Annotated in this window: 16 protein-coding genes; 7 read left to right on the top strand and 9 right to left on the bottom strand. The window is 51.1% G+C overall.

From position 1 onward, the window contains the following. Positions 1 to 176 precede the first annotated feature (176 nt). Positions 177 to 794 (top strand): TetR/AcrR family transcriptional regulator, encoded by a 618-nt coding sequence (locus WH279_RS01440; protein ID WP_339454778.1) that lies wholly within the window; start codon positions 177 to 179, stop codon positions 792 to 794. Beyond that, positions 791 to 1,657, top strand: a complete 867-nt coding sequence (locus WH279_RS01435; RefSeq protein WP_339454777.1) for a helix-turn-helix domain-containing protein — start codon at positions 791 to 793, stop codon at positions 1,655 to 1,657. The genes WH279_RS01440 and WH279_RS01435 overlap by 4 nt, the downstream gene beginning before the upstream one ends. A gap of 71 nt (positions 1,658 to 1,728) precedes the next feature. On the opposite strand, the gene WH279_RS01430 is transcribed toward WH279_RS01435, so the two are convergent. Further along, entirely contained in the window at positions 1,729 to 1,941 is a 213-nt protein-coding gene (locus tag WH279_RS01430) for a YdgH/BhsA/McbA-like domain containing protein (RefSeq protein WP_133844541.1), read from the bottom strand. Positions 1,942 to 2,256: 315 nt separating this feature from the next. Here WH279_RS01430 and WH279_RS01425 point away from each other — a divergent pair, with 315 nt between their 5' ends. The 5 genes from WH279_RS01425 to fhuB all read left to right on the top strand — a co-directional run bounded on the left by WH279_RS01425 (position 2,257) and on the right by fhuB (position 9,067). Then, positions 2,257 to 2,757 (top strand): RNA polymerase sigma factor, encoded by a 501-nt coding sequence (locus WH279_RS01425; RefSeq protein WP_339454776.1) that lies wholly within the window; start codon positions 2,257 to 2,259, stop codon positions 2,755 to 2,757. A 4-nt stretch (positions 2,758 to 2,761) separates the two neighbouring features. Further along, the gene (locus WH279_RS01420) at positions 2,762 to 3,814 is read left to right on the top strand and encodes a FecR family protein (protein WP_339454775.1); all 1,053 of its coding nucleotides are present in this window, start codon (positions 2,762 to 2,764) and stop codon (positions 3,812 to 3,814) included. A gap of 89 nt (positions 3,815 to 3,903) precedes the next feature. Then, positions 3,904 to 6,273 carry a TonB-dependent siderophore receptor gene (locus tag WH279_RS01415; RefSeq protein ID WP_339454774.1) on the top strand — a complete coding sequence of 790 codons (2,370 nt, stop codon included), beginning with the start codon at positions 3,904 to 3,906 and terminating at the stop codon, positions 6,271 to 6,273. Further along, positions 6,273 to 7,169 carry an ABC transporter substrate-binding protein gene (locus WH279_RS01410; protein ID WP_339454773.1) on the top strand — a complete coding sequence of 299 codons (897 nt, stop codon included), beginning with the start codon at positions 6,273 to 6,275 and terminating at the stop codon, positions 7,167 to 7,169. The genes WH279_RS01415 and WH279_RS01410 overlap by 1 nt, the downstream gene beginning before the upstream one ends. Further along, positions 7,169 to 9,067: a Fe(3+)-hydroxamate ABC transporter permease FhuB gene (fhuB, locus tag WH279_RS01405; RefSeq protein ID WP_339454772.1), complete on the top strand. Its 1,899-nt coding sequence runs from the start codon at positions 7,169 to 7,171 to the stop codon at positions 9,065 to 9,067. Before WH279_RS01410 ends, fhuB begins: the two co-directional genes overlap by 1 nt. Positions 9,068 to 9,127: 60 nt before the next feature. Here the strand turns inward: fhuB and WH279_RS01400 are convergent, their stop codons facing one another. The 8 genes from WH279_RS01400 to tssM all read right to left on the bottom strand — a co-directional run bounded on the left by WH279_RS01400 (position 9,128) and on the right by tssM (position 20,354). Further along, positions 9,128 to 9,523 carry a polyketide cyclase gene (locus WH279_RS01400; RefSeq protein ID WP_339454771.1) on the bottom strand — a complete coding sequence of 132 codons (396 nt, stop codon included), beginning with the start codon at positions 9,521 to 9,523 and terminating at the stop codon, positions 9,128 to 9,130. Positions 9,524 to 9,731: 208 nt separating this feature from the next. Then, positions 9,732 to 10,223 (bottom strand): type VI secretion system baseplate subunit TssE, encoded by a 492-nt coding sequence (locus WH279_RS01395; protein WP_339454770.1) that lies wholly within the window; start codon positions 10,221 to 10,223, stop codon positions 9,732 to 9,734. A 10-nt stretch (positions 10,224 to 10,233) separates the two neighbouring features. Further along, a complete protein-coding gene (locus tag WH279_RS01390) occupies positions 10,234 to 11,031 on the bottom strand; it encodes a type VI secretion system accessory protein TagJ (protein ID WP_339454769.1) in 798 nt (265 codons plus the stop codon). A 24-nt stretch (positions 11,032 to 11,055) separates the two neighbouring features. Next, entirely contained in the window at positions 11,056 to 11,886 is an 831-nt protein-coding gene (locus WH279_RS01385; RefSeq protein WP_339454768.1) for a TagK domain-containing protein, read from the bottom strand. Between the two features lie 15 nt (positions 11,887 to 11,901). Continuing rightward, on the bottom strand, positions 11,902 to 12,165 hold the full coding sequence (locus WH279_RS01380) for a PAAR domain-containing protein (RefSeq protein ID WP_339454767.1): 264 nt from the start codon (positions 12,163 to 12,165) through the stop codon (positions 11,902 to 11,904). Between the two features lie 105 nt (positions 12,166 to 12,270). Continuing rightward, positions 12,271 to 15,687 carry a type VI secretion system Vgr family protein gene (gene tssI, locus WH279_RS01375; protein ID WP_339454897.1) on the bottom strand — a complete coding sequence of 1,139 codons (3,417 nt, stop codon included), beginning with the start codon at positions 15,685 to 15,687 and terminating at the stop codon, positions 12,271 to 12,273. Positions 15,688 to 15,757: 70 nt separating this feature from the next. Further along, positions 15,758 to 16,441 carry a hypothetical protein gene (locus WH279_RS01370; RefSeq protein WP_339454766.1) on the bottom strand — a complete coding sequence of 228 codons (684 nt, stop codon included), beginning with the start codon at positions 16,439 to 16,441 and terminating at the stop codon, positions 15,758 to 15,760. Positions 16,442 to 16,487: 46 nt separating this feature from the next. Next, entirely contained in the window at positions 16,488 to 20,354 is a 3,867-nt protein-coding gene (tssM, locus tag WH279_RS01365) for a type VI secretion system membrane subunit TssM (RefSeq protein ID WP_339454765.1), read from the bottom strand. Position 20,355 lies beyond the last annotated feature (1 nt).

Below are 20,355 nucleotides of genomic sequence, written 5' to 3'. Positions count from 1 at the left end.
TGACTAAATACTCAGGACATGACGCTCATCAGATTATTTTTTTTATTGAGCACAAAATAAGATTTAAAAATTTCATTTTTGGCCGGTGTCAGTAAAGGTAAAAAAACCCAGATATTTCCAAAATTATGCTATCTTCCTGCAAACATACCGCGTGGTATCTTTTAACTGAAAACGTCATGATTAAATACCCCACATCATCTCATTCACTGCGCGAAGCGCTCTGCTGTGAACGAGGTTATAAGCGTAAAAAACAACCGGAACAGGTCAGGGCGGCGCTGATCCACTCCGCTGCCGAGCTTGCCGCCCTCGAGGGGCTGACAGGGGTCACTGTGCAGGCCGTTTCTGCGGCGGCGGGTGTGACGAAAGGCGGGTTCTTTCATCATTTTCCCCATAAGCAGGCGCTGCTGGATGCGGTCTTCGAGAGTTTCCTCGCGGAGAATGAACAAGCTATTGACCGTGTCATGGCCGCTGACGAGCCATCATCCGGTTGCTTCACGCGTGCGTATATTAGCGTGGCGTTTGATGACATTTTACAGGCGGAAAAAAGCCTGAGGATCCCGTTATCGCTGTCGATGATGGCATCACCCGATCTGTGTGAACGCTGGTCGTTGTGGCTGGCGGGGCGGCTACAACGCCACCACGAGACGGACAGTCTTCCACAGCATGAGGTGGCGCGACTGGCGGCTGATGGCGCATGGTTGGCCTATTCACTGGGTAATGGCCGCGGTATACGTGACGCGTTATCCCTGAAAAACATTTTGCTGACACTCACCAGAGAGCGACCTTTATCGTGAAAACGACCTTCAAACAGGAAGTTGTTCATCAACTGCTGCACTGGCTGGAAGGGAATATCCACACGCCGCTGACCATTAACGACTTTGTTGAGAAGTCGGGCTATTCAAAATGGCATCTGCAACGTATTTTCAAAGAGGTGACCGGGCAGAAGCTGGCGTCGTACTGTCGTCAGCGGCGTCTGACCTCCAGTGCGGTAATGCTGCGTCTGTTTGATAAACAGATCGATTCCGTTGGCAGTGAGCACGGTTTCTCCAGCCATAACGTCTATCACAAAACGTTTAAGCGCCATTTCAACGTGACACCCGCACAGTATCGTGATGCGTTGCACTGGTCATGCAAAGGGTTGTGTCCGCCGATTAACCTCAGCGAAATGGCTGTTCCTGAAGGTCAACTGGTCGAGCTGGATGCGATGACCTTGCAGGGGCGCGTGACGGATTATGCTTTCACGCTGGATACCATTTGCCACTTTTGCTGGGATCAACGCGCCATTTTATGGCGGGAACGACTGGCGTCAGCGGTGGCAAAACCCACCGCGCTGTACGGTCTGACCAATGTGATCAAAGGGGGGCCGCGTGCCGATGATTGTGCCACCCTGCAGTACCTGGCCTGCTTTGATCCTGATACGGCAAGTGGGGAAGAGCCTTTGGTGCAGGTGGATATCGAAAAGCAAACTTATCTGCATTTCACTTTCAGCGGCGATGTGCAGCAGTTTGCTGATTTCATCAAGCTGATTTATGAACATGCTCTGCCGACAGCGGGCGCGGTGCGCCGTGATGGCTACGATATTGAGCGCATCGATCCGCAGCGCATCAGAAGTGCCGGTACCGCTCGCATTGACTACTATGTGCCAGTGATTGTCTGATTGCAGGATCGGGTATGCCCGTTCCCTGTTATCCAGGGACCGGGCATATAACCGTAAACTGTCTGTCGGTGTTATTTCAGCAGTTCAGCTGTCATATGAACGCCGTTGTTGGTATTGGCTTCAGTAATTTTGTAAGACGATGCACCCGCCTGCTGTGCCTGAGCGGCGATGCTGGCTTCTGCGCTGTCCAGCGTTGAACCGGTTGCGGTCACGCTCTGTGCAAAGCTGGCGAAAGATACGGTAGAAAGTACGATAACTGCTGCAAAAGTTTTGATGGATTTCATGGGGTGGTTCCTTTATTAAGTTTGTTTGATTAAGGCGTTTTGCCTCGTTGAAAGCAATACTACGCTTGCTAATGAAGTAGTGATAGCGGAGTGATTTGCTTATCTTTATCAAATAATTTGATTGAAAACTGACGGCGCTTTACATTGCTTGCACAACACTGACTGACAACGCTCTTTCACGCTGTAGATTGACGCTGCATGACATTCGCCGCCCGAAAATAGCCCTTCCTTTCGCGTAATAATAAAAATGATTATCATTCAACTTAATGCTACGCTCACGCGGCCGCTTTGCTCTGTCGCCAGTGAGAACCTATCGTGTCAGCGTTTGAACAGTATTACGTAGAAGTCCTGCGCTTTCTGACGCGTAAGCTGCGCGACCGCGACAGCGCCCAGGAGATGACGCAGGAAACGTTCAGCCGGGCGTTGACGTTGCCATCAGGTGGGCCGGTGCAATCACCGCGCGGCCTGCTCTATCACATCGCACGTAACCTGCTGGTCGACCGCTATCGCCATCAGCAGCGTCAATCCCATGAAAACCTTGATGACATCGATGAATCCTGTATTGTCGCACCCGGCGGCTGGCAGCCTGAGGCTCAGGCCGAAAGCCGGCAGTATGCGGCTCAACTGGTGGCGACTATCGACAGTCTGCCACCGCGCTGCCGTCAGGCGTTCGTGCTGCACCGTTTTGACGGGCTCTCACAGAATGAGGTGGCGAAGGTGATGGGGATTTCCACCAATATGGTTGAAAAACATATTATTCGGGCGATGACGGCCTGCCGGGAATGCAGCGAACGCTGGCAGGACAGCAAGGGATAATGCGATGAATACCTCTGATTCCTCACGTACCGAACGGGCGGAGAAAGCCCAGCACTGGCTACTGCAACAGCAGGCGGGCTTAACGCCCCGGCAGCAGCGGGAGTTTGCGCGCTGGCAGGCTGATGACGATAATGCTGCTGAGTTTGCCCGGGCGCAGCGCCTGTGGCAGCAGCTGGGTGCGTTGCCTGCGGCTGATATTGCCCGCCTGCGCCAGCAAACCCGGCGCGAACTGTCCGCCCCGGCACGGCGGGCTCGACTGCTGTGGCCTGCACTGGCGATGCTGTTGCTGGCGATGCTGGTCTGGCCTGCCTGGCAGAGTCTCGCCCCGGCTCAGTTCGAACAGAGCTACGCCACTGCGCGCGGCGAACAGCGTCTGATTACCCTCCCTGACGGCAGTGAACTGAATCTGGATGCAGGCACCCGGCTGCGTGTTGCTTTTTATCCGCAACGGCGCGAAGTGTGGCTGGAGCAGGGGCAGGCCTTTTTCCAGGTGGCGCATCAGGCAGAACGCCCTCTGACGGTGCGTAGTGGCCCGTCACGGGTGACGGTACTCGGCACCGCCTTCAGCGTTCGTTATATTCCGCACTCCATGAGTGGGGAAGGGGTGGATGTCGCCGTGCGTTCCGGTGCTGTGCGCGTTGGCCCGCTGTCAGGCTGGGAATACAGCTGGTGGCGACTGGTGAAAACCGTTGGACTGTCTCAGGCTGATGCTCATCTTCAGGTGCTGCGCGCCGGGCAACAGGGCCGCAGTGATGCCCGTGGTTTGCTGGTGGGAGAAAGCGCCATTGCTCCGCAGGCGGTCGCCCCCTGGCAGCAGGCGCGCGTTAATTTTGATAACACCCCGCTACCGCTGGCGCTGGCCGAATTCGCCCGCTACGGTGCGGTGAACTATCAGGCAGATCCTCAGCTGGCGGATCTGCGCATCACAGGAAGTTTCGAATTGCAGCGGCTGGACAGTTTTGCCAGAGCGCTACCCGCCGTGCTGCCGGTGGTGCTGAAGAAGCAGGGTGACAGCACACTGATCGTGCCGCGTAACAGCAAAGCAAAAAAGTCGTAAAAAAATGGCGATGTGACGTCAGGGTTTTGTCTCCCGCTGCGTCTACTAAGGGAAATGATTCTTATTACATAACCTTTGGGAACTGACACATGGCTCTGTTTACCTTTGCTGCACTGCCGGGAAAATCTCTGAAATACAGCGCAGTATCGCTGGCTATCGCACTGAATACGCTGGCGCCTTATGCTGCTGCGGCCAGTGCAACCGTGGCGGTTTCACTGCCGCAGCAGCCGTTGTCGTCGGCGCTGAACGCGCTGGCACAACAGGCTGGCGTTCAGCTTATCGTTGCGCCATCGGCGGTCGCCAATAAAACCGCCCCTGCCGTGAGCGGCACCATGACGCTGGAAAGCGCCCTCGACCGCCTGTTACAGGGCAGTGGCCTGCACTACAGTCGTCAGAACGATATGGTCACCGTCGAGCCGGGCGATACCCTTGATGGCAACACCCTTACAGTAACTGCCAACAGCGGCCAGCAGGGCGGCAGTGTTCCGCAGCAGACCAGCAGCGCCACCAAAACCAACAGCTCACTGCTGGACGTCCCGCAGTCAGTCTCCGTGATCAGTCGCCAGCAGATGGACCGCCAGAACGTACAAAGTGTGACGGAAGCACTGCGCTATGTGCCGGGGGTAAAAACCGAAACCTACGGCGTTGACCCAAAAGGCTATGACTGGATTTATATTCGTGGCTTCAATGCGTTAACCACTAACGACTATCGTGACGGTCTGCGCCAGCTCAACAACAGCTACAGCTATTTCCGTACCGAGCCGTATGCACTGGAACGCATCGATGTGGTACGCGGCCCGTCATCCACCCTGTTTGGCCTGGGCGATGCCGGTGGCATTATCAACCGCGTCAGCAAACTGCCTACCGCCCAGGGCGTGCATGAAGTGGAAGTGCAGCTTGGCAACTTCGACCGCCGCCAGCTGCAGTTCGACCTTAGCGACAAGATTAACGATGACAGCCGTTATCTCTATCGTCTGGTGGGTGTAGCGCGCGACAGCAATACCCAGTTCCAGTACGCCAACGGCCCGAAAGTGAAAGATGATCGCGTGTATATCGCCCCCTCATTCACCTGGCTGCCGAATGCCGACACCAGCCTGACGCTGCGTGCCGACTACCTGCGCGACAGCTCCGGCGGCACCATCGCCGTACTGACGCAGCCTGATGGCAAAGTCACCGATACGCTGCTGGGCGATTACAGCTATAACCATTTCCGCAACGAGCAGTTCACCGTGGGTTATGAGTTTAGTCATCAGATGAATGATGCTATCCAGCTGCGCCAGAACCTGCGTTTTGGTCAGACCGACACCATCCTCAATAACCTGCTGCCGGGCGCGACGGATTACACCGCAGGCACCCAGGCACGTAATGCTGTGCGTTTTGATGAGCATATGCAGGCGTTCAACATCGACAACCAGTTACAGGCTGATTTTGCCACTGGTACGATCAATCACACCTTGCTGACCGGCATCGATTACAGCTGGCTGGACGGTAACGCAAAACGCTTTAACCAGGCTGCTCCGACGCTGAATATCTTCCAGCCACAGTACGGTGTGGATATTTCTGACCCGACCACGCTGGTGAATAATAACAATCAGACCACCTCCCAGCTTGGCGTCTATGCGCAGGACCAGATCTCCCTGACGCCGAACTGGCTGCTGACCGTGGGGGGGCGCCATGACGATATCAGTATGCGTACCCAGAACAACCTGACGGAAAACACCAGCTGGTTGGATAAAGATGCCTGGACAGGTCGCGCCGGGTTGACCTGGCTGGTGGGTAACGGCCTGGCGCCATATATCAGTTATGCTGAGTCCTTTACACCGAACAGCGGTACAGACAGCAGCAATAATACGTTCACGCCGAGTAAGGCACACCAGGTTGAGGCCGGGATCAAATACCAGCCTGATGCTGACCTGCTGATGACGCTGGCAGCCTTTGAAATCACCAAAACGAATGTGCTGACCAACGAGCTGGTCAATGGCCTGGCGACCGGTTACCAGACGGCCTCAGGCGAAGTGCGTTCACGCGGTATTGAGTGGGAAACCCAGGCGCAGCTGACGCAAAATCTGCATGCGCTGGCGTCTTACAGCTATACCGATACGGAAATCACCAAGAGCAATGACGGCGTGCAGGGCAATAAACAGGCGAACGTCCCGAAACATATGGCGTCAGTATGGTTGAGCTATGGCTTCACCCAGGGCGTGTTGGATGGCCTGACGCTGAACAGCGGCGCACGCTACGTCGGCAGCATGTATGGCGATAATGAAAATACGGTGGCGGTGAAGAACTTTGCTCTGGTTGATGCGGGCGCTGCGTATAAGGTTAACCAGCATCTGACCTTCGGGATGAATGTGCAGAATCTGCTGAACCATCAGTATGTTGGCACCTGTGACGGCACCACCAGCTGCTATCCGGGCCAGGAGCGTACGTTGATTGGTTCCGTGAAATATAACTTCTGATGTCACAGGGATTGTGGCGGCGGCGCGACTGCCTGAAAGCGCTGTTGCTGGCACCGCTGGCGTTCAGTCGCGATCTGTACGCGCAGCCGCTGGCGACAGATCGCATTGTGGCGATTAACTGGGCGGCAGCGGAGCTGATGCTGACGCTCGGGATCACGCCGCTGGCGATCTCCGACAGCGGCTATTTTCGCCGCCGCATCCCCGACCCGGTGCTGCCTGCCGCGGTCAGGGATATCGGCCCTTACTGGGAACCCAATCTGGAGTATCTTGCTCAGCTGCGGCCATCACTGATCCTCAGTGATGCGCTGTCGCCGTCAATCCTGGCGGCGCTGGCGCGGATTGCTCCGGTGGAAGTGGTTAATATCTACCCGGCGGAGGGGGATGCCTGGCAGTCGCTGTGTGACTGGCTGCTGCCGCTGGCGGCCCGGCTTAATCATTTGGCGCAGGCACAACAATTGCTGGATGCGGCCAGCCAGCATCTGGCTGATTTACGACAGCAACTGGCGACGCGTGCGCGTCCGAAAGTGTGTGTGGCGGTGCTCAATCAGGACGGTAAGCATGCCACAGTTTATGGCCAGCACAGTCTGGTGCAGTGCGTACTGGATCGGCTGGGGCTGGAAAATGCCTGGCAACAGCCGGGTAACCGCATTGGGTTGGCGAATGTCAGCATCGATCGTCTGGCGACTCTGGCTGATACCCGGCTGTTTTATAGTGAATTGCCCACCACCGCCGATCGGTTGCGCAAGGCACGGCAGTCCAGCGCGTTGTGGCAGCATCTTCCTCTGGTGCAGCAGGGCGATGCCGTCCCGCTGCCCCCCGTTTTTCCGTTTGGTGGTGTACGCACCGCCCTGCGTCTTGCCGACAGCCTGGCGCTGCGGCTGCTGAGTGAACCCTGATGTCACGCAATGCGCCGCTGGCGCTGTTCTGCGGTTTGCTGCTGTTGGCGCTGGCGCTGACGGCCCATCATCTGTTGCCGTTGCTGCACGACGAGAGCAACGGTCACCTGCTGCTGCACTACAGTTTTCTCCCCCGACTGACAATCAGCCTGCTGGCCGGAGGCGCACTGGCGCTGGCCGGTCTACTGTTCCAGCAGGTACTGCGTAATCCGCTGGCCGAACCTGCCACTCTTGGCGTTGCCGCGGGATCGAATCTGGCGATTGCGTTGGCGCTGGTGCTGGCACCCGGTCTGTTGGTGTGGGGTATGGCGCCGGTGGCGCTAGTGGGCGCGGGCATCACCACCCTTTTACTGCTGTTGCTGGTGGCGAAACAGCAACTGGCGACGCTGAACATCCTCCTCGCGGGCATGGTACTGAGCCTGTATGCCAGCGCCATTTCTACGCTGCTGGTCATGTTTAACCACGACTATCTCAGCGATCTGTTCAGCTGGCAGGCTGGGGCGCTCAGTCAGAATGGCTGGGACAGTGTGCGTCTGCTGTTGTTGCCGCTGCTGCTGCTGAGTGGCGGCAGCCTGCTGCTGGCTCGACCGTTAACGCTGATCGGTCTGTCAGAGCAGAGTGCCGCCAGCCTCGGCGCTTCACCGCTGGCCATTCGCCTGCTGACGCTGTTGATCGCCGTGGCGCTCAGTGCGCTGGTCACCAGTCAGCTAGGCATTATCAGCTTTATTGGCCTGGCGGCTCCCGCACTGGTGCGGCTGCTGGGCGTACGCCGTTTCAGCCAGCAGTTACCCTGGACCCTGGCCTTTGGGGCAGTGCTGTTATGGCTGATTGACCAACTGGCACAGTCACTTTCTCCCGCGGCGGGCGATGTGCCAACGGGCGCGATTACCGCATTATTCAGTGCGCCACTGATCCTGCTGCTGCTGTCCCGCCAGCGGACCATTCATTTTTCTCAGGCCGCAGCGGATGTACCTGCTTTTTCTACACCGTTGGGTGGCCGTAAGATCGCACTACTCCTTTGCCTGCTGTTGCTGGCGATCGGCTTGTCGCTGGGATGGAATCGTCAGTTCAATGAAGGGATGCTGCTGGCGTGGCGCTGGCCGCGGCTGCTGGGATCGCTGGCTGCCGGAGCGATGCTGGCGGTGGCGGGTGTGTTAATTCAGCGCCTGACGCGCAACCCGCTGGCCAGCCCTGAGTTGCTGGGCATCAGCAGCGGTGCATCACTGGCGATACTGCTGCTGTTTATGCTGGCGGGACCGTTGTCGTGGATGTTTCCTGCCGCGCTGTTCGGCAGCCTGCTGGCGACCGGGGCGATGTTGTGGCTGGGTGCCCGGCGGGGTTTTCAACCACAGCGTCTGGTGCTGGTGGGGTTGTGTCTGACCAGTATCAGCGGCGCGCTGACCAGCCTGCTGATGCTAAGCGGAGACCCGCGTGCGTTGCAATTGCTGAACTGGAGCACTGGCTCGACCGCAGGTATCACGGCCAGTGTTGCGTTGTCCGGGGCAGGGCAGGCGGCAGTGCTGATTCCTCTGGCGCTGCTGCTCCGGCGTGGTCTGCAACTGCTGGGACTGGGCGCACAACCGGCACAATCGCTGGGACTGAATCTGCGTACCCATAGTCTGTTAATTCTGCTGCTGGCGGCGGCACTGACGGCGGGTGGCACGTTGCTGATCGGGCCGCTGAGTTTTGTCGGGCTGATTGCCCCACAGCTTGCTCGCTATAGTGGGGCACGCAGTGTGTCCACTCAGATTGGGCTGGCAGCATTGCTGGGGGCAACGCTGATGGTGCTGGCCGACTGGCTTGGACGTAACATCGCCTGGCCGTGGCCTGTTTCGGCAGGGATCCTTTGCTCGCTGATCGGTGCGCCCTGGTTTTTATGGCAACTGCGTCGGCGCTGAATGAGTGCCGCCGCATCTGCCCGAAGCTAACATCTGCAAGTCCGTCTGTGCCCCCGGCTGTCAGGTAGTCAGCAACTTGTGTAGCGCCTGTAAATCACGTTTCACCCATTCCAGTTCCTGGGCGAATTTTTCATCCGACAGCAGTGGCTGGCGGAATACGGTGATCAATACCTGTGAACCCTCTTCGTTGGCGACAATACGCATAGGGACGAAGATTTCTTTGCTATAACCGCTGTCAATATAATGGTCCATAATGCAGAAAGGATTATGTTCGGTGAAGCGTACTTTGACCGGTCCCTGTGGGCCACGTCCTTTCCAGCTATTGCCATCCGGCTCAAGCGGCCCCTGACTCAGACCTGAAGCCCACTTAGGGAAAAACTCCGGTTTCCAGATCGTTTCATACAAATCTACCCAGTTACGATGGATAGCCAGGCTAAGAGTATGTGAGGACAGCATAATACCTCCGGTCAGTGGTCAATAACGGATTTAACCATCCCGGAAGGACGATGGGAAGGAGGAGCGTTCTATTGTGTTAACTGGGTAGCGAAGAGCGGCTGTATGTGGCGGTAGGCGAGGACTGAAACGACAAACGTTAACGTGGGTTGCCTGAATAAGGTTCCTCACCGTTAGTGCAGCTTTCCACTACGGTGAGGAATCTTGTTATTTACATGCTTTTTAATTCAGCATGCGAAGTCTCAACATCATAACGTCCGTGGAAACAGAGGTCGATTGGGTGAGGATGCCAGTCAATTAGCCCTCTTATTTCAAAAAGAATCAGACCGTTTTTTGTAGGATGCTCTTCGCTCAGTAGCGAACGCACCATCAGTGATTCAGGAATAATTCTTGTTTCAAATCGCAGAATCGCTGTTCTGATATTTTTTTCAATCGAATGCCATCTATGCTGATGGGAAAAGCTGCCGACCAGGGCACTCACGCCATAGTTTACAACTGAGTCTGCCACCAGGTTGTGCTTGTATTCATCAAGACTGTCTTCGATGTTGGTATTATTCAGCATCGTAGCAATATCTTTCTGAACAATTGATCGCATCATTCTCGAATCAAAAAATAATTCATCAAAGCGTTCAATGCTTTTTTTTGGATCGTCATCTTGTAATCTTTCCAGTAATGTGGGCAAAAACTGCCTTTTCTTTTCCATCACTGAATCCTTATGTAAACGTTATTTTTCCGCTTTCCAGTAACGAGAAATCGCCTGCATCGGTAATGATGACCTTGCGTCCTGATCCTTTGGAACAGGTGGCAGAGACATCTTCCCATTCTGTTACTAAACCGAGCTTGGCATCCTTGCTGGCATTTTCTATCAGGGGATAGCGTGAAGGGATGTATCCGTAATACATATCGCTACTGGTCTGAATATGGGCTTTAGACCAGATTAAGTCGATGAGTTCTTTCGGCTTTTCAATGCTTAACGACTTTATCTCGGAGAAGGGTACCCAACGATAACCACCGGCAGCGATAAATTCACAGGCAGGCCCAATACGCCCGTCACTGTCTGAAATCCATGAAAATGAACCGATTTGCGGACCTTCCCCAGCGCTTACATTCACCAAAGAGAAAGCCTGGCTGCGCAGTTCGTCCTGTTCGTTCAGCGATCCTTCAGACAATAACTTGTTTGCCTGATTTAACAGGTTAATCCATTCGGGTAACTCAATATTGAGCATGCCAGGTAAGCGTTCGCCACGCAGGACTTCCTCTCTGATTAATTCACTGAATATCAGGTTTTTTGCAATCTCCACTTCTTCTAAGGAATCATTTTTAATGACTTCTATGGTTTGCAGTTGCATCAATGCTTTTTGCCATGAACCTTCAATACAGTACAGTTTGTAGAGTGTTTCACGTAAGGAGATATCATCAGGTTTAGCCTTAACCTGAGACAAGCAATTCGCCAGAACCTCCTCAAGTGAGGCGGTCTTTAACGATCCATATAATGACTTTGTAGTATCCATCTACTATTTCCTTCTGATTATATTTTAGTAATGGCTGTCCAGTCCAATCTTATAAAGATCCTGGAAAGCAAGTTCAGGTATAACTTTTTTCTCTTTTGCCGTGAATTTTTCCGGCGCCAGTAGCATTAATATTTCATATTTTTCTTCTTCATACAGAACATCATCCTGCAGGTTAGCAACTTCAAGCTCATCCCAGACTTTATCAATCAATGAAGGTGCATCCAGAATACATTCCATGATGGTTTTCGATTGCATCTCTGATCGAGTAGCATCAAAGAAACCGTCATCATTAATAACGTAATGAGATTTTTTTCCGTCCTTATTATAGAGGTTGTTGTTGATGTGTCCCCAAATCAGGAATTTCTTATATTCAGTTTCCAGCGGTTTAATTGCATCATTCTCAATGACTCTTTCCGAGACCATCTCATTTGAGTAATTTAGATCGGCAATATAATGTGCACCGTTTGGTAAAATATCTTCTATTTCAGGAGTGTGGGTGTTACTTCTATCTGTTTCATAACCATTCAGTGTATAGAACATATCTTCAAGAGAAGTTGTGCTCTCACTGACCACTGCCTGAATATTATAATGGCCAATTTGTATTTCTGAACCTAAATTCAGGGTGCGAATTTCGTTCTTTTCAACAGGGATCCCATCAATAATACAGACATAATCGCTACAGGCATTGAAAACGGCTGCTCCCGCGAGTGTCCAGTAAAAATACACAATATTCTCTTCAGACTGAGCAAGATGCTGGTCTGAAAACTCCCCCTTTATAACGTTGAAACCCACCCGCGCTTCTGATGTATGAGATTCATCAAGTTTGAAGCGATAGCGCTGATCAGGCCAGGTCATTGATAAGTACATTTTTTAGCCACCGATATAAACATCACCAGAACCACTGGCTACTGCAGCACCGCATCCGCAGACGTCTCCCAGTCGGGCTGCATTGCAACTATTGATAAACACAGATCCTGAACCGGACGCTACCGGGGCCGCACCATGAAAGGCACAGGTAGCAACGCTGCCGCCTGTGATAGCGGCGTTACAGCTGTTGATCGTTGTATCGCCGGAACCTGAAGCAATCACTCCACCGTGGCACACTGCATCGCTAACTCTGGCTGCATTTTGCATAAATCACCTCATGTTGATTAATTCATCATCAAATAAAAAGGGCCTGAACTGTTTCGCCATTATTGGCTTGAGTCAGGTTCGGCCCTGTTGTTTATATCCCGTTACTTAGGGACCCCACGTCGGGGTCACCGGCGGCTCGGTTACCGGCGGTTCGGTCACAGGTGGCTCAGTCACCGGAGGCTCGGTCACCGGCGGCTCGGTTACCGGAGGCCCGGTTACAGGCGGCTCGGTCACAGGTGGCTCCGTCACCGGCGGTTCTGTCACAGGTGGCTCGGTCACCGGCGGTTCTGTCACAGGTGGCTCGGTCACCGGCGGTTCGGTCACCGGTGGCTCGGTCACAGGTGGCTCCGTCACCGGCGGTTCGGTCACAGGTGGCTCCGTCACCGGCGGTTCGGTCACAGGTGGTTCGGTTACCGGCGGCTCGGTCACAGGTGGCTCGGTTACCGGCGGTTCGGTCACAGGTGGCTCGGTCACCGGCGGTTCGGTCACAGGTGGCTCGGTTACCGGCGGTTCGGTCACAGGTGGCTCGGTTACCGGCGGTTCGGTCACAGGTGGCTCGGTCACCGGCGGTTCGGTTACAGGCGGCTCGGTTACAGGTGGCTCGGTCACCGGCGGCTCGGTCACCGGCGGCTCGGTTACCGGCGGCTCCGTCACCGGCGGTTCGGTTACCGGTGGCTCCGTCACCGGCGGTTCGGTTACCGGCGGCTCGGTCACCGGCGGTTCGGTCACAGGTGGCTCCGTCACCGGCGGTTCGGTTACCGGTGGCTCCGTCACCGGCGGTTCGGTCACAGGTGGCTCCGTCACCGGCGGCTCGGTCACCGGCGGTTCGGTCACAGGTGGCTCCGTCACAGGTGGCTCGGTCACCGGCGGTTCGGTCACAGGTGGCTCCGTCACAGGTGGTTCGGTCACAGGTGGCTCCGTCACCGGCGGTTCGGTTACCGGTGGCTCGGTCACCGGCGGTTCGGTCACAGGTGGCTCCGTCACAGGCGGTTCGGTCACAGGTGGCTCGGTCACCGGTGGCTCGGTCACAGGTGGCTCGGTTACAGGTGGCTCGGTCACAGGCGGCCGGGTAACCGGCGGCTGAGTAACAGGCGGCCGGGTAACAGGCGGTTCGGTAACCGGCGGCCGGGTAACAGGCGGTTCGGTAACCGGTGGCCGGGTAACAGGCGGCTGAGTGACAGGCGGCCGAGTAACAGGCGGCTGAGTGACAGGCGGCTGAGTGACAGGCGGCCGAGTAACAGGCGGCTTAGTCACAGGCGGAACGACTATCGGTGGGAGTATTGGCAACGGTAGTAATGGTAATGGGAGCGGTAAAGGAATGAATCCAAACGCGGCAAGCCCAGGCAAACCAGCTAACATCGCACCGCCACCACCGCCGCCGCCGCCGCCGCCACCGCCACCGCCACCTTTACAATCGCAACAATCACCGGGATTAATATCGACCTCACCAGCTTGTATGACAATTTTTCCACCTGCGACAATTTTAATATTTGAAGCAGAGATGGTGAGCATGCCACCTGAACTGATTGCGAAAGCGCCCCCGGCAACGGCTGCAGCTGCACCACCCACCGCCAGTGAACTGGCACCGCCAACAGCTGTTGAAATGGCACCGCCAACAGCTGTTGACATGGCACCACCCACGTTAATAGCGTTCGCTCCCCCAACAGCGAGTGAGTTAGCTCCGCCCACGCAGGTTGACATTACGCCGCCTACGTTAATAGCGTTCGCTCCCCCAACAGCGAGTGAGTTAGCGGCGCCCACGGTGGTTGCCATAAGGCCACCTACGTTGACGAAGCTCGCTCCCCCCACAGTGTTTGACTGAACAGCGCCAACAACAGTGGTCATAGCGCCACCAACGAGCAGGCTGCTGAATCCCAAAATGTTTGCTGTCTGGAAACCACCGACAAATTTCGTTCTGGAAAGGCCAACCTTAAGATTTGAGTTCGCACCAATAACCTGTTTTTCATTGGCTTTTGTCAGGCGGCTCATATCGCGCTCAGCTTGCTCCCAGTAGCGTTCAAGGCCAGGTTTATCTTCAAACCGTATGCCGTTGAAGTTGGTTCGTCCGCCACCGACAGTACGGCTGACCAGGCCACTTTGTGTGGCATTAGCAGGAAGATCCCAGGGAGGCATCGTAACGTTATTGTAAAGGCTACCTAGAATCAGAGGTCTGTCGGGGTCGCCATTAAGAAAGTCGACAATGACTTCATGACCAATACGAGGAATATTGATTCCACCAAAATTATTACCTGCCCAGGCCTGGCTCACACGTAGCCAGCATGAGTCTGATTCGATATTTTTCCCGTAGCGATCCCACAGAAAATGAACTTTGACTCTGCCATATTTATCGGTCCAGATTTCTTGTCCCCGAGGACCGACCACAATGGCTGTTTGTGGGCCACGTGTCTTAGGTTTTATCGCAGTACGTGGATGACGATAAATTTTGGTTGTCGGCTGTACGGTAAATTCGCATTGGTACTTAAAATTTTCCTGCCCCGATACCTGACCAACTTCCTCAACGTCTAATTTGCTGGAAATGATGAGATACTCGCGATTAACTTTTTTAACCGGGAATCCTTTGAGATTAAAATTAGATCCACAGACAACGCCGCGCAGCTCACCAAATCCAGTTGCACGAGAACCCGTTGCACCTAATTCTTCAATACGCACTTTAGCTAATTGCTCACCAATGCCGGGCTGATCGTAATCGCCTGGCCAGTGATAAACTTCCATGTCATTAAAGCTGGTTTTACGTGGTTTGCTGTCCAATGCCATAATATCAGCACGTGACTTAGTGAAGTCATAGTCGTTGGTCACCCAGGAACCCGTAGTGATACTTTCCTGATGATCGAATCGGGTAACATACTCTCCGCCTGCTTTCGGTAAATCAGGTTCATATTTGAGAGTATGGTAAGCAGGACTCTTAAATTTTTTGTGGGCACCAACATGATCGACAATAACCATTTTATGCTTATGGTCATGGTGTTCAAAAAACCAGTAAATTCCCCATTCTTCCATCAGACGCTGGATGAAGTTAAAGTCGGTTTCACCATATTGAACCTGGAAATCGAGCTGCGGGTAACTGCTACTGAGACGTTTATCTAATGGGAAATTATAGTCAGATAACACTTCATCAATAATATCTACCACATTTTTATTCTGGAAAATTTTATAATCTGCTGTGAGATCAGTCAGATAAAGCCAAGGTCTGATAACAAATTCATGCTTGGCCTGATTGGCATCACGGCCAAGAAATCTCGCCTGCTGCACCAGCCCTGATATTTCGCGTATCCCTTTCCCAACGCCAGTAACTGCATCAAGGCCGCTGCCATCCAGCTCTATCTCGATCGTCATTTCTTTTCCGATGAGATCTTTAATCTCAATGTTTGACGCAGATTGCCAAGGGATCAAGGGATTAGCGGCAGTTTTGGTCATGATGGTGTACGAGTACAGTGTAGATAATGACTCTTCACCTTTAAGCGTTGATGGGACCAAAGCTGGTTCGCCTAACAAGAGAGGCATTGCGGCGCTGTACAAGTTAATAGTTCGTGACATTAGAATCACCTTATACGAAATTGATTATCCATAACCACTAACGGCTCGCGTTAGTAATATCCATCGGTACCGGTATTTTCTTAGAGTCTATAATTCGACCATATCGACTTTGTCGCCAAAGCCAGATGAAATTTCCGGTCTGAATGCACTCAGGCCAGCTTTTCCATGGCATAAATTCTACTCCACCATTAATGGGGGTCTGATTGTCTAATATGTGGCAATTTGACAGTAATGGTTCAGATGCATTAATGAATCTAAAGTTTTTACGAATTAAAACAGACTCTAAAAATGGTGAGTAGTGTATCTGTAAAGCTTTAATCCACTCCAAAAATTGCGAGTTTTTTGTATTAGCATTCATTTCACCTTGTCGAGCTGCAAGGATTCTTGCCTGCCAAAAAGCGATGTGAAATTTTTTTTTGAAATCCACTGCTATTACATCATAGGGGAGTCGAGAAAAAATGACACAAAGATTATCTTTATTACAGTTATTTTTAGAAATAGTCAATGCGCCGATGTAATAGTGCTTCCGGTATAGTTGTTTTGCCGAAAAAGCAAAGCACCATGGATAACTATCGGCTATTTCATCATCCTGAGAGAGCATTTTAATCTCAGGTTCAACCGTATCCTGTAAGAATTTAAGTATTCTCCGATGATGCTTTCTACGCCAGTGATACCAACGATAGTGACGACTATCATCAATAACAGATATCTGCAATGTCATATTCACCTCCGCTGGTAATATTTATGAAAATTTAACGGAACGAAGATCACCCTGGACACCGGAAGTCCCGCAGTAAACGCGTAATTAATCGATCATCATAGGTGATGCCTGACGCTTTAACATCCACGCGCCGGTTACTCAAGGAGAACACCAGGACAGGGTTAGCAGATGAAGAGTTTTCGATTGTTTTCACGTTGTCCATCCAGTGGAAAAGAGCCCAGGGTCCAGTGAAAACCAGGCCAGAGGATTTATCAGCCATTCTTGGTTGGGCAGTCATATTGACATTGGACCCCATCCGACTGCCCGGCCAGGTAAATGTTTCCGGAGCAACAGGTCCGTGCGAATAGTCCATCGTCGTTCCATCAAAATTCATACTAAGCTGCGTGATGGTGGGTGCCATGTAGGGCACAGAGATCGAGAAGTTAATCGACATTTGTTTACTTTCTCCGTTCTGGAAAAAGGTATTGCGAATATCCTGGGCCTGTTCGAACGTCTTCAGTGTTGTGGAATCGTTTTCACCATTGTCACTGTTATAACGCCAGGGCTTAACGGACGTGTTCACTTTATCAGCCAGATTGTTTTTGAAGAACATCTCAGCTAATCCACCCGGTGCGAAGAAATGTTCAAAATCACGAACACGTACTTCTTCAGGACTCTTGGTAAAAGGATAGCGACCTTCAAGGGTGTTTCTACATACCTCACCCAGATCTGCTTCTATCTTTTTATTACTTTCAGAGATAACCAGATGGTTAACCTTTTTATAAGCACCATTCAGAAGTGGCTCAATAATATTCTTAAGCGGATCAGGCCAGGTTTGTGATTCTGCACTGATCTTAAGGCCTGCATCTGAAAGCGTCGGCATACTGCCGTTTTTGAGTGCATTATCAGAAAGAACAAATATCGTGTACTGGTCGTGGAGAACCCCCATGATGTTCCTTAAACGGCTGCCAGTCATGGAGGTGCTACCCGCCTTTTCACTGGGACGTGTAGAACCTGTAACAAATTCTCGCAGGGTAGAGAAGTGGCTATCGACACCTTCCCATAACCGTTTTTTTTCCAGTGATACCAGCAACTGATTTGCTTTGTTCACGTTTTGTAGCAGGCGTGTACTGGAAGAGCGGCTATCAATCAACTCCTCGTTCTGTAAGGCCGAAAGTGTCGTTTCTTCAACAGCCCTCTGCGCAAGATTGACCAATGGTGAATCTGATGAAACCATGGTACGCAGCAAGTAAATATCAAAGGACAGCGCTAACTGTCCATTTCGGCTCTGTGAACGATTTGAGTTCAGGCTGATCTCACTGAGAAAGCGACTCCACCGTTGAGTGTATTCATCATAATAACGCTGCATAATCTTTTGCTTTATAGGATCGATGCGTTTAGCGTTTGCCAGCATTGCAGAGCCGAGCAACCCCAACTCTGCATGCATTCTGGTCGAGCTGAATTCTGCTAACGAGGTGTTATGTTTGCTTTCCATAACCCAACCATCTTCATCATTAAGTTTAGTCACAAGGGCGGTTATTTTTTTTTTAAAAACCTGATGATAACCGACATAGGTAAACAACCCAGGAATGCTGGTTGCATGATGATCGGTTTCATCCAGGGTGAAAATTTGGTTGGCTTTACCATCGGTCATTTTATCCAGTGTCAGATTTTCTGGGGCATCATCCTGCATAATTACCTTAATGCGCTCATAAAGACGGTCACTGAGCGAAATACGGCCTAATACATCCCTTGCCTGTGTAACTAAATCAGCATCTAGCGGTTGTGAATAATGACGCCAATCCGGTAAATCAAACAGATTATCTAAATGAGCAATAAAAATTTCCTTATCAGCGTAGGGTACAATTTTACCAGAGTCATCCCAAGCCTTGGTTATAGTATCAATAAGGAATTTTTTATCGAATTTTCCTTTCCCATTGAGCATCAGATACGCTTTTAACGCAGTATATATCTCACTATTATCATCACCGAGAACTGCATCCTGAAGCTTGTCTTGCGCTTCATGTTGCACATTTGGGAAGAGCAGTTTCTGTAAAAAATAGTGATATAATGAGGTTGAGTCGGATGTTATATCCCAGCCCACATATTGACCAAATCTGAAGTTCAATGGTGGGTGTTCAACGTCCAAATCACTATATTCAGGCATGTACTGAGCCATGGACAACAATGTAGGAATCAGTTCGGGATTGTTTGCTTTCTCAAACTCTCCAATTTTCCCTTCTAGAGAAATTACTTTTTCACGAATAGTATTGAGATATCCATCATTATTATAATAACTATGATAGAAACCATTGATCAGCCATACAGTTAACAAAATACATGAGCAATGTATCACTATGTTCTGGAAGCGATATTTCGATTCAGCACTTAAGTTGTGGCGCACCAGATGGGCATCTTTAACGATGATCTCTGAAAATAGTGTTTTGAGAAAGTAATGGCGACCATAAGCGTTGTCAGTGACTAAAAAATCACCTTCATTAATTTTTCTTGTGACGGAGTCAACCGCATTAACGGAACGTCTGTGCACAAAATTATCCCATTTATGCATTAACGTATTGTTATTTATGAGGTAAACATTAGCCGGTTGGTGATTACTGACGAAATATAAGCCGCGTAAACTGGTGAAACCTTTGCTTTCATCATATCTTGAAGTGAAAAATATGTTTTGCAGCATGTCAGATATTTCCTGTGACAAAACACGGAAATCCTGAGGGAAACTATACATTCTTTTTCTATCGTTAAGATTCAGTTCTTCTTGCTGGCGTAATGTCATCTTCTCTTCAATACGATTTTCCAGCAATACCAGCTCGGTATCTACACGCTCACGCAGGTCTGAGGCTGGCATTTTCATTTCTTCGCCATAGGGGAATGTCACGCCCCAAATCTGTTCGCGTTCCTGTTCTGTCAGTATCCTGAAGTATTCAGAAAATCCAGAAAGTTGATCTATTTTTGACACCAGTACATAAACTGGGAAATGTATACCAAGAGTTTTGCGAGTATCATCGAGTCTTGCTCTGATTTTAGCAGAAAGGTCGTACAATTCAGCCTTGCTGCGCCCCATAACATCTGAAACAGAAATATTGATAATCACGCCATTTATGGCTTTTATTGATCGGTATTTCCGGATGCCATTTAAAATGTTTTTCCATTCGTTATTATTTTCATCCGCCTGGCTAACATATTTACCGGCAGTGTCTAAAAATAGAGCATCATTCGAAAACCAACATTCACAATTGGTTGTTGCTATTGTTTTTCTGGCAATTTTTTTTAATTGTTCTGGATCAGGAAAACTCTGCCCTGATGACAGTACTGATGATGTTTTTCCCGCATTTTCTGACCCAATTACCATATACCATGGGAGATCGCTAAGAAACTTCTCTGGAAGGAAAAATTGCTTAAATTTCGAAGCGTTTTTGCTAAAATTTTTAATGTAATTGTTAGCATTACGAATTATTGCAAAAATTTCATCCTGATTAAAATCTTCTTTAACTTCTTCATCTTTAATGAATTTATCTAGAAATTTAGGGTTTCTCTTTAATGCAATAATGAGCTTCCAGATACCATAAAAAAATGCAAGAGCGAGTATACAACCAATGGCGATAATTCTACGATTTACGCTATTAAGAGGATAGGACTTGCCCATTAAAATGTACGGCCCCATTATCCAGACTGCACAGCTAAGTGCCAGTAACGCCATGATTAGCAGGGGCAGTCTGAACCACAGTCCGATCGCACAGAACAGGGAAATAACGATCAAAATGATACGCGGTTCAACATCTTCTAATGGCCGCGTTTCTCCAAATCCAAAAAATGGCCCCAAATACCAAATAAAGAGCACCAACAGAATGAAACATGCCACTGTTAGCATGATCTTTGTTACACGGATAGAAAATAATCTATTAATTAAAGACATT

The organism is Erwinia sp. MYb375 (assembly GCF_037479175.1).
Classification (GTDB): Bacteria; Pseudomonadota; Gammaproteobacteria; order Enterobacterales; family Enterobacteriaceae; genus Erwinia; species Erwinia rhapontici.
Note: the sequence above shows the minus strand (reverse complement) of the source record. Positions and strands in the feature narration are given on the sequence as shown.

Coding starts and splice junctions, on each gene's coding strand:
- WH279_RS01395 (WP_339454770.1), bottom strand. CDS start 10,223: ATGGAAAAGAAAAGGCAGTTTTTGCCCACATTACTGGAAAGATTACAA.
- fhuB (WP_339454772.1), top strand. CDS start 7,169: ATGTCACGCAATGCGCCGCTGGCGCTGTTCTGCGGTTTGCTGCTGTTG.
- WH279_RS01385 (WP_339454768.1), bottom strand. CDS start 11,886: ATGACCTGGCCTGATCAGCGCTATCGCTTCAAACTTGATGAATCTCAT.
- WH279_RS01415 (WP_339454774.1), top strand. CDS start 3,904: ATGGCTCTGTTTACCTTTGCTGCACTGCCGGGAAAATCTCTGAAATAC.
- tssI (WP_339454897.1), bottom strand. CDS start 15,687: ATGCCTCTCTTGTTAGGCGAACCAGCTTTGGTCCCATCAACGCTTAAA.
- WH279_RS01410 (WP_339454773.1), top strand. CDS start 6,273: ATGTCACAGGGATTGTGGCGGCGGCGCGACTGCCTGAAAGCGCTGTTG.
- WH279_RS01440 (WP_339454778.1), top strand. CDS start 177: ATGATTAAATACCCCACATCATCTCATTCACTGCGCGAAGCGCTCTGC.
- tssM (WP_339454765.1), bottom strand. CDS start 20,354: ATGTCTTTAATTAATAGATTATTTTCTATCCGTGTAACAAAGATCATG.
- WH279_RS01380 (WP_339454767.1), bottom strand. CDS start 12,165: ATGCAAAATGCAGCCAGAGTTAGCGATGCAGTGTGCCACGGTGGAGTG.
- WH279_RS01430 (WP_133844541.1), bottom strand. CDS start 1,941: ATGAAATCCATCAAAACTTTTGCAGCAGTTATCGTACTTTCTACCGTA.
- WH279_RS01420 (WP_339454775.1), top strand. CDS start 2,762: ATGAATACCTCTGATTCCTCACGTACCGAACGGGCGGAGAAAGCCCAG.
- WH279_RS01400 (WP_339454771.1), bottom strand. CDS start 9,523: ATGCTGTCCTCACATACTCTTAGCCTGGCTATCCATCGTAACTGGGTA.
- WH279_RS01390 (WP_339454769.1), bottom strand. CDS start 11,031: ATGGATACTACAAAGTCATTATATGGATCGTTAAAGACCGCCTCACTT.
- WH279_RS01370 (WP_339454766.1), bottom strand. CDS start 16,441: ATGACATTGCAGATATCTGTTATTGATGATAGTCGTCACTATCGTTGG.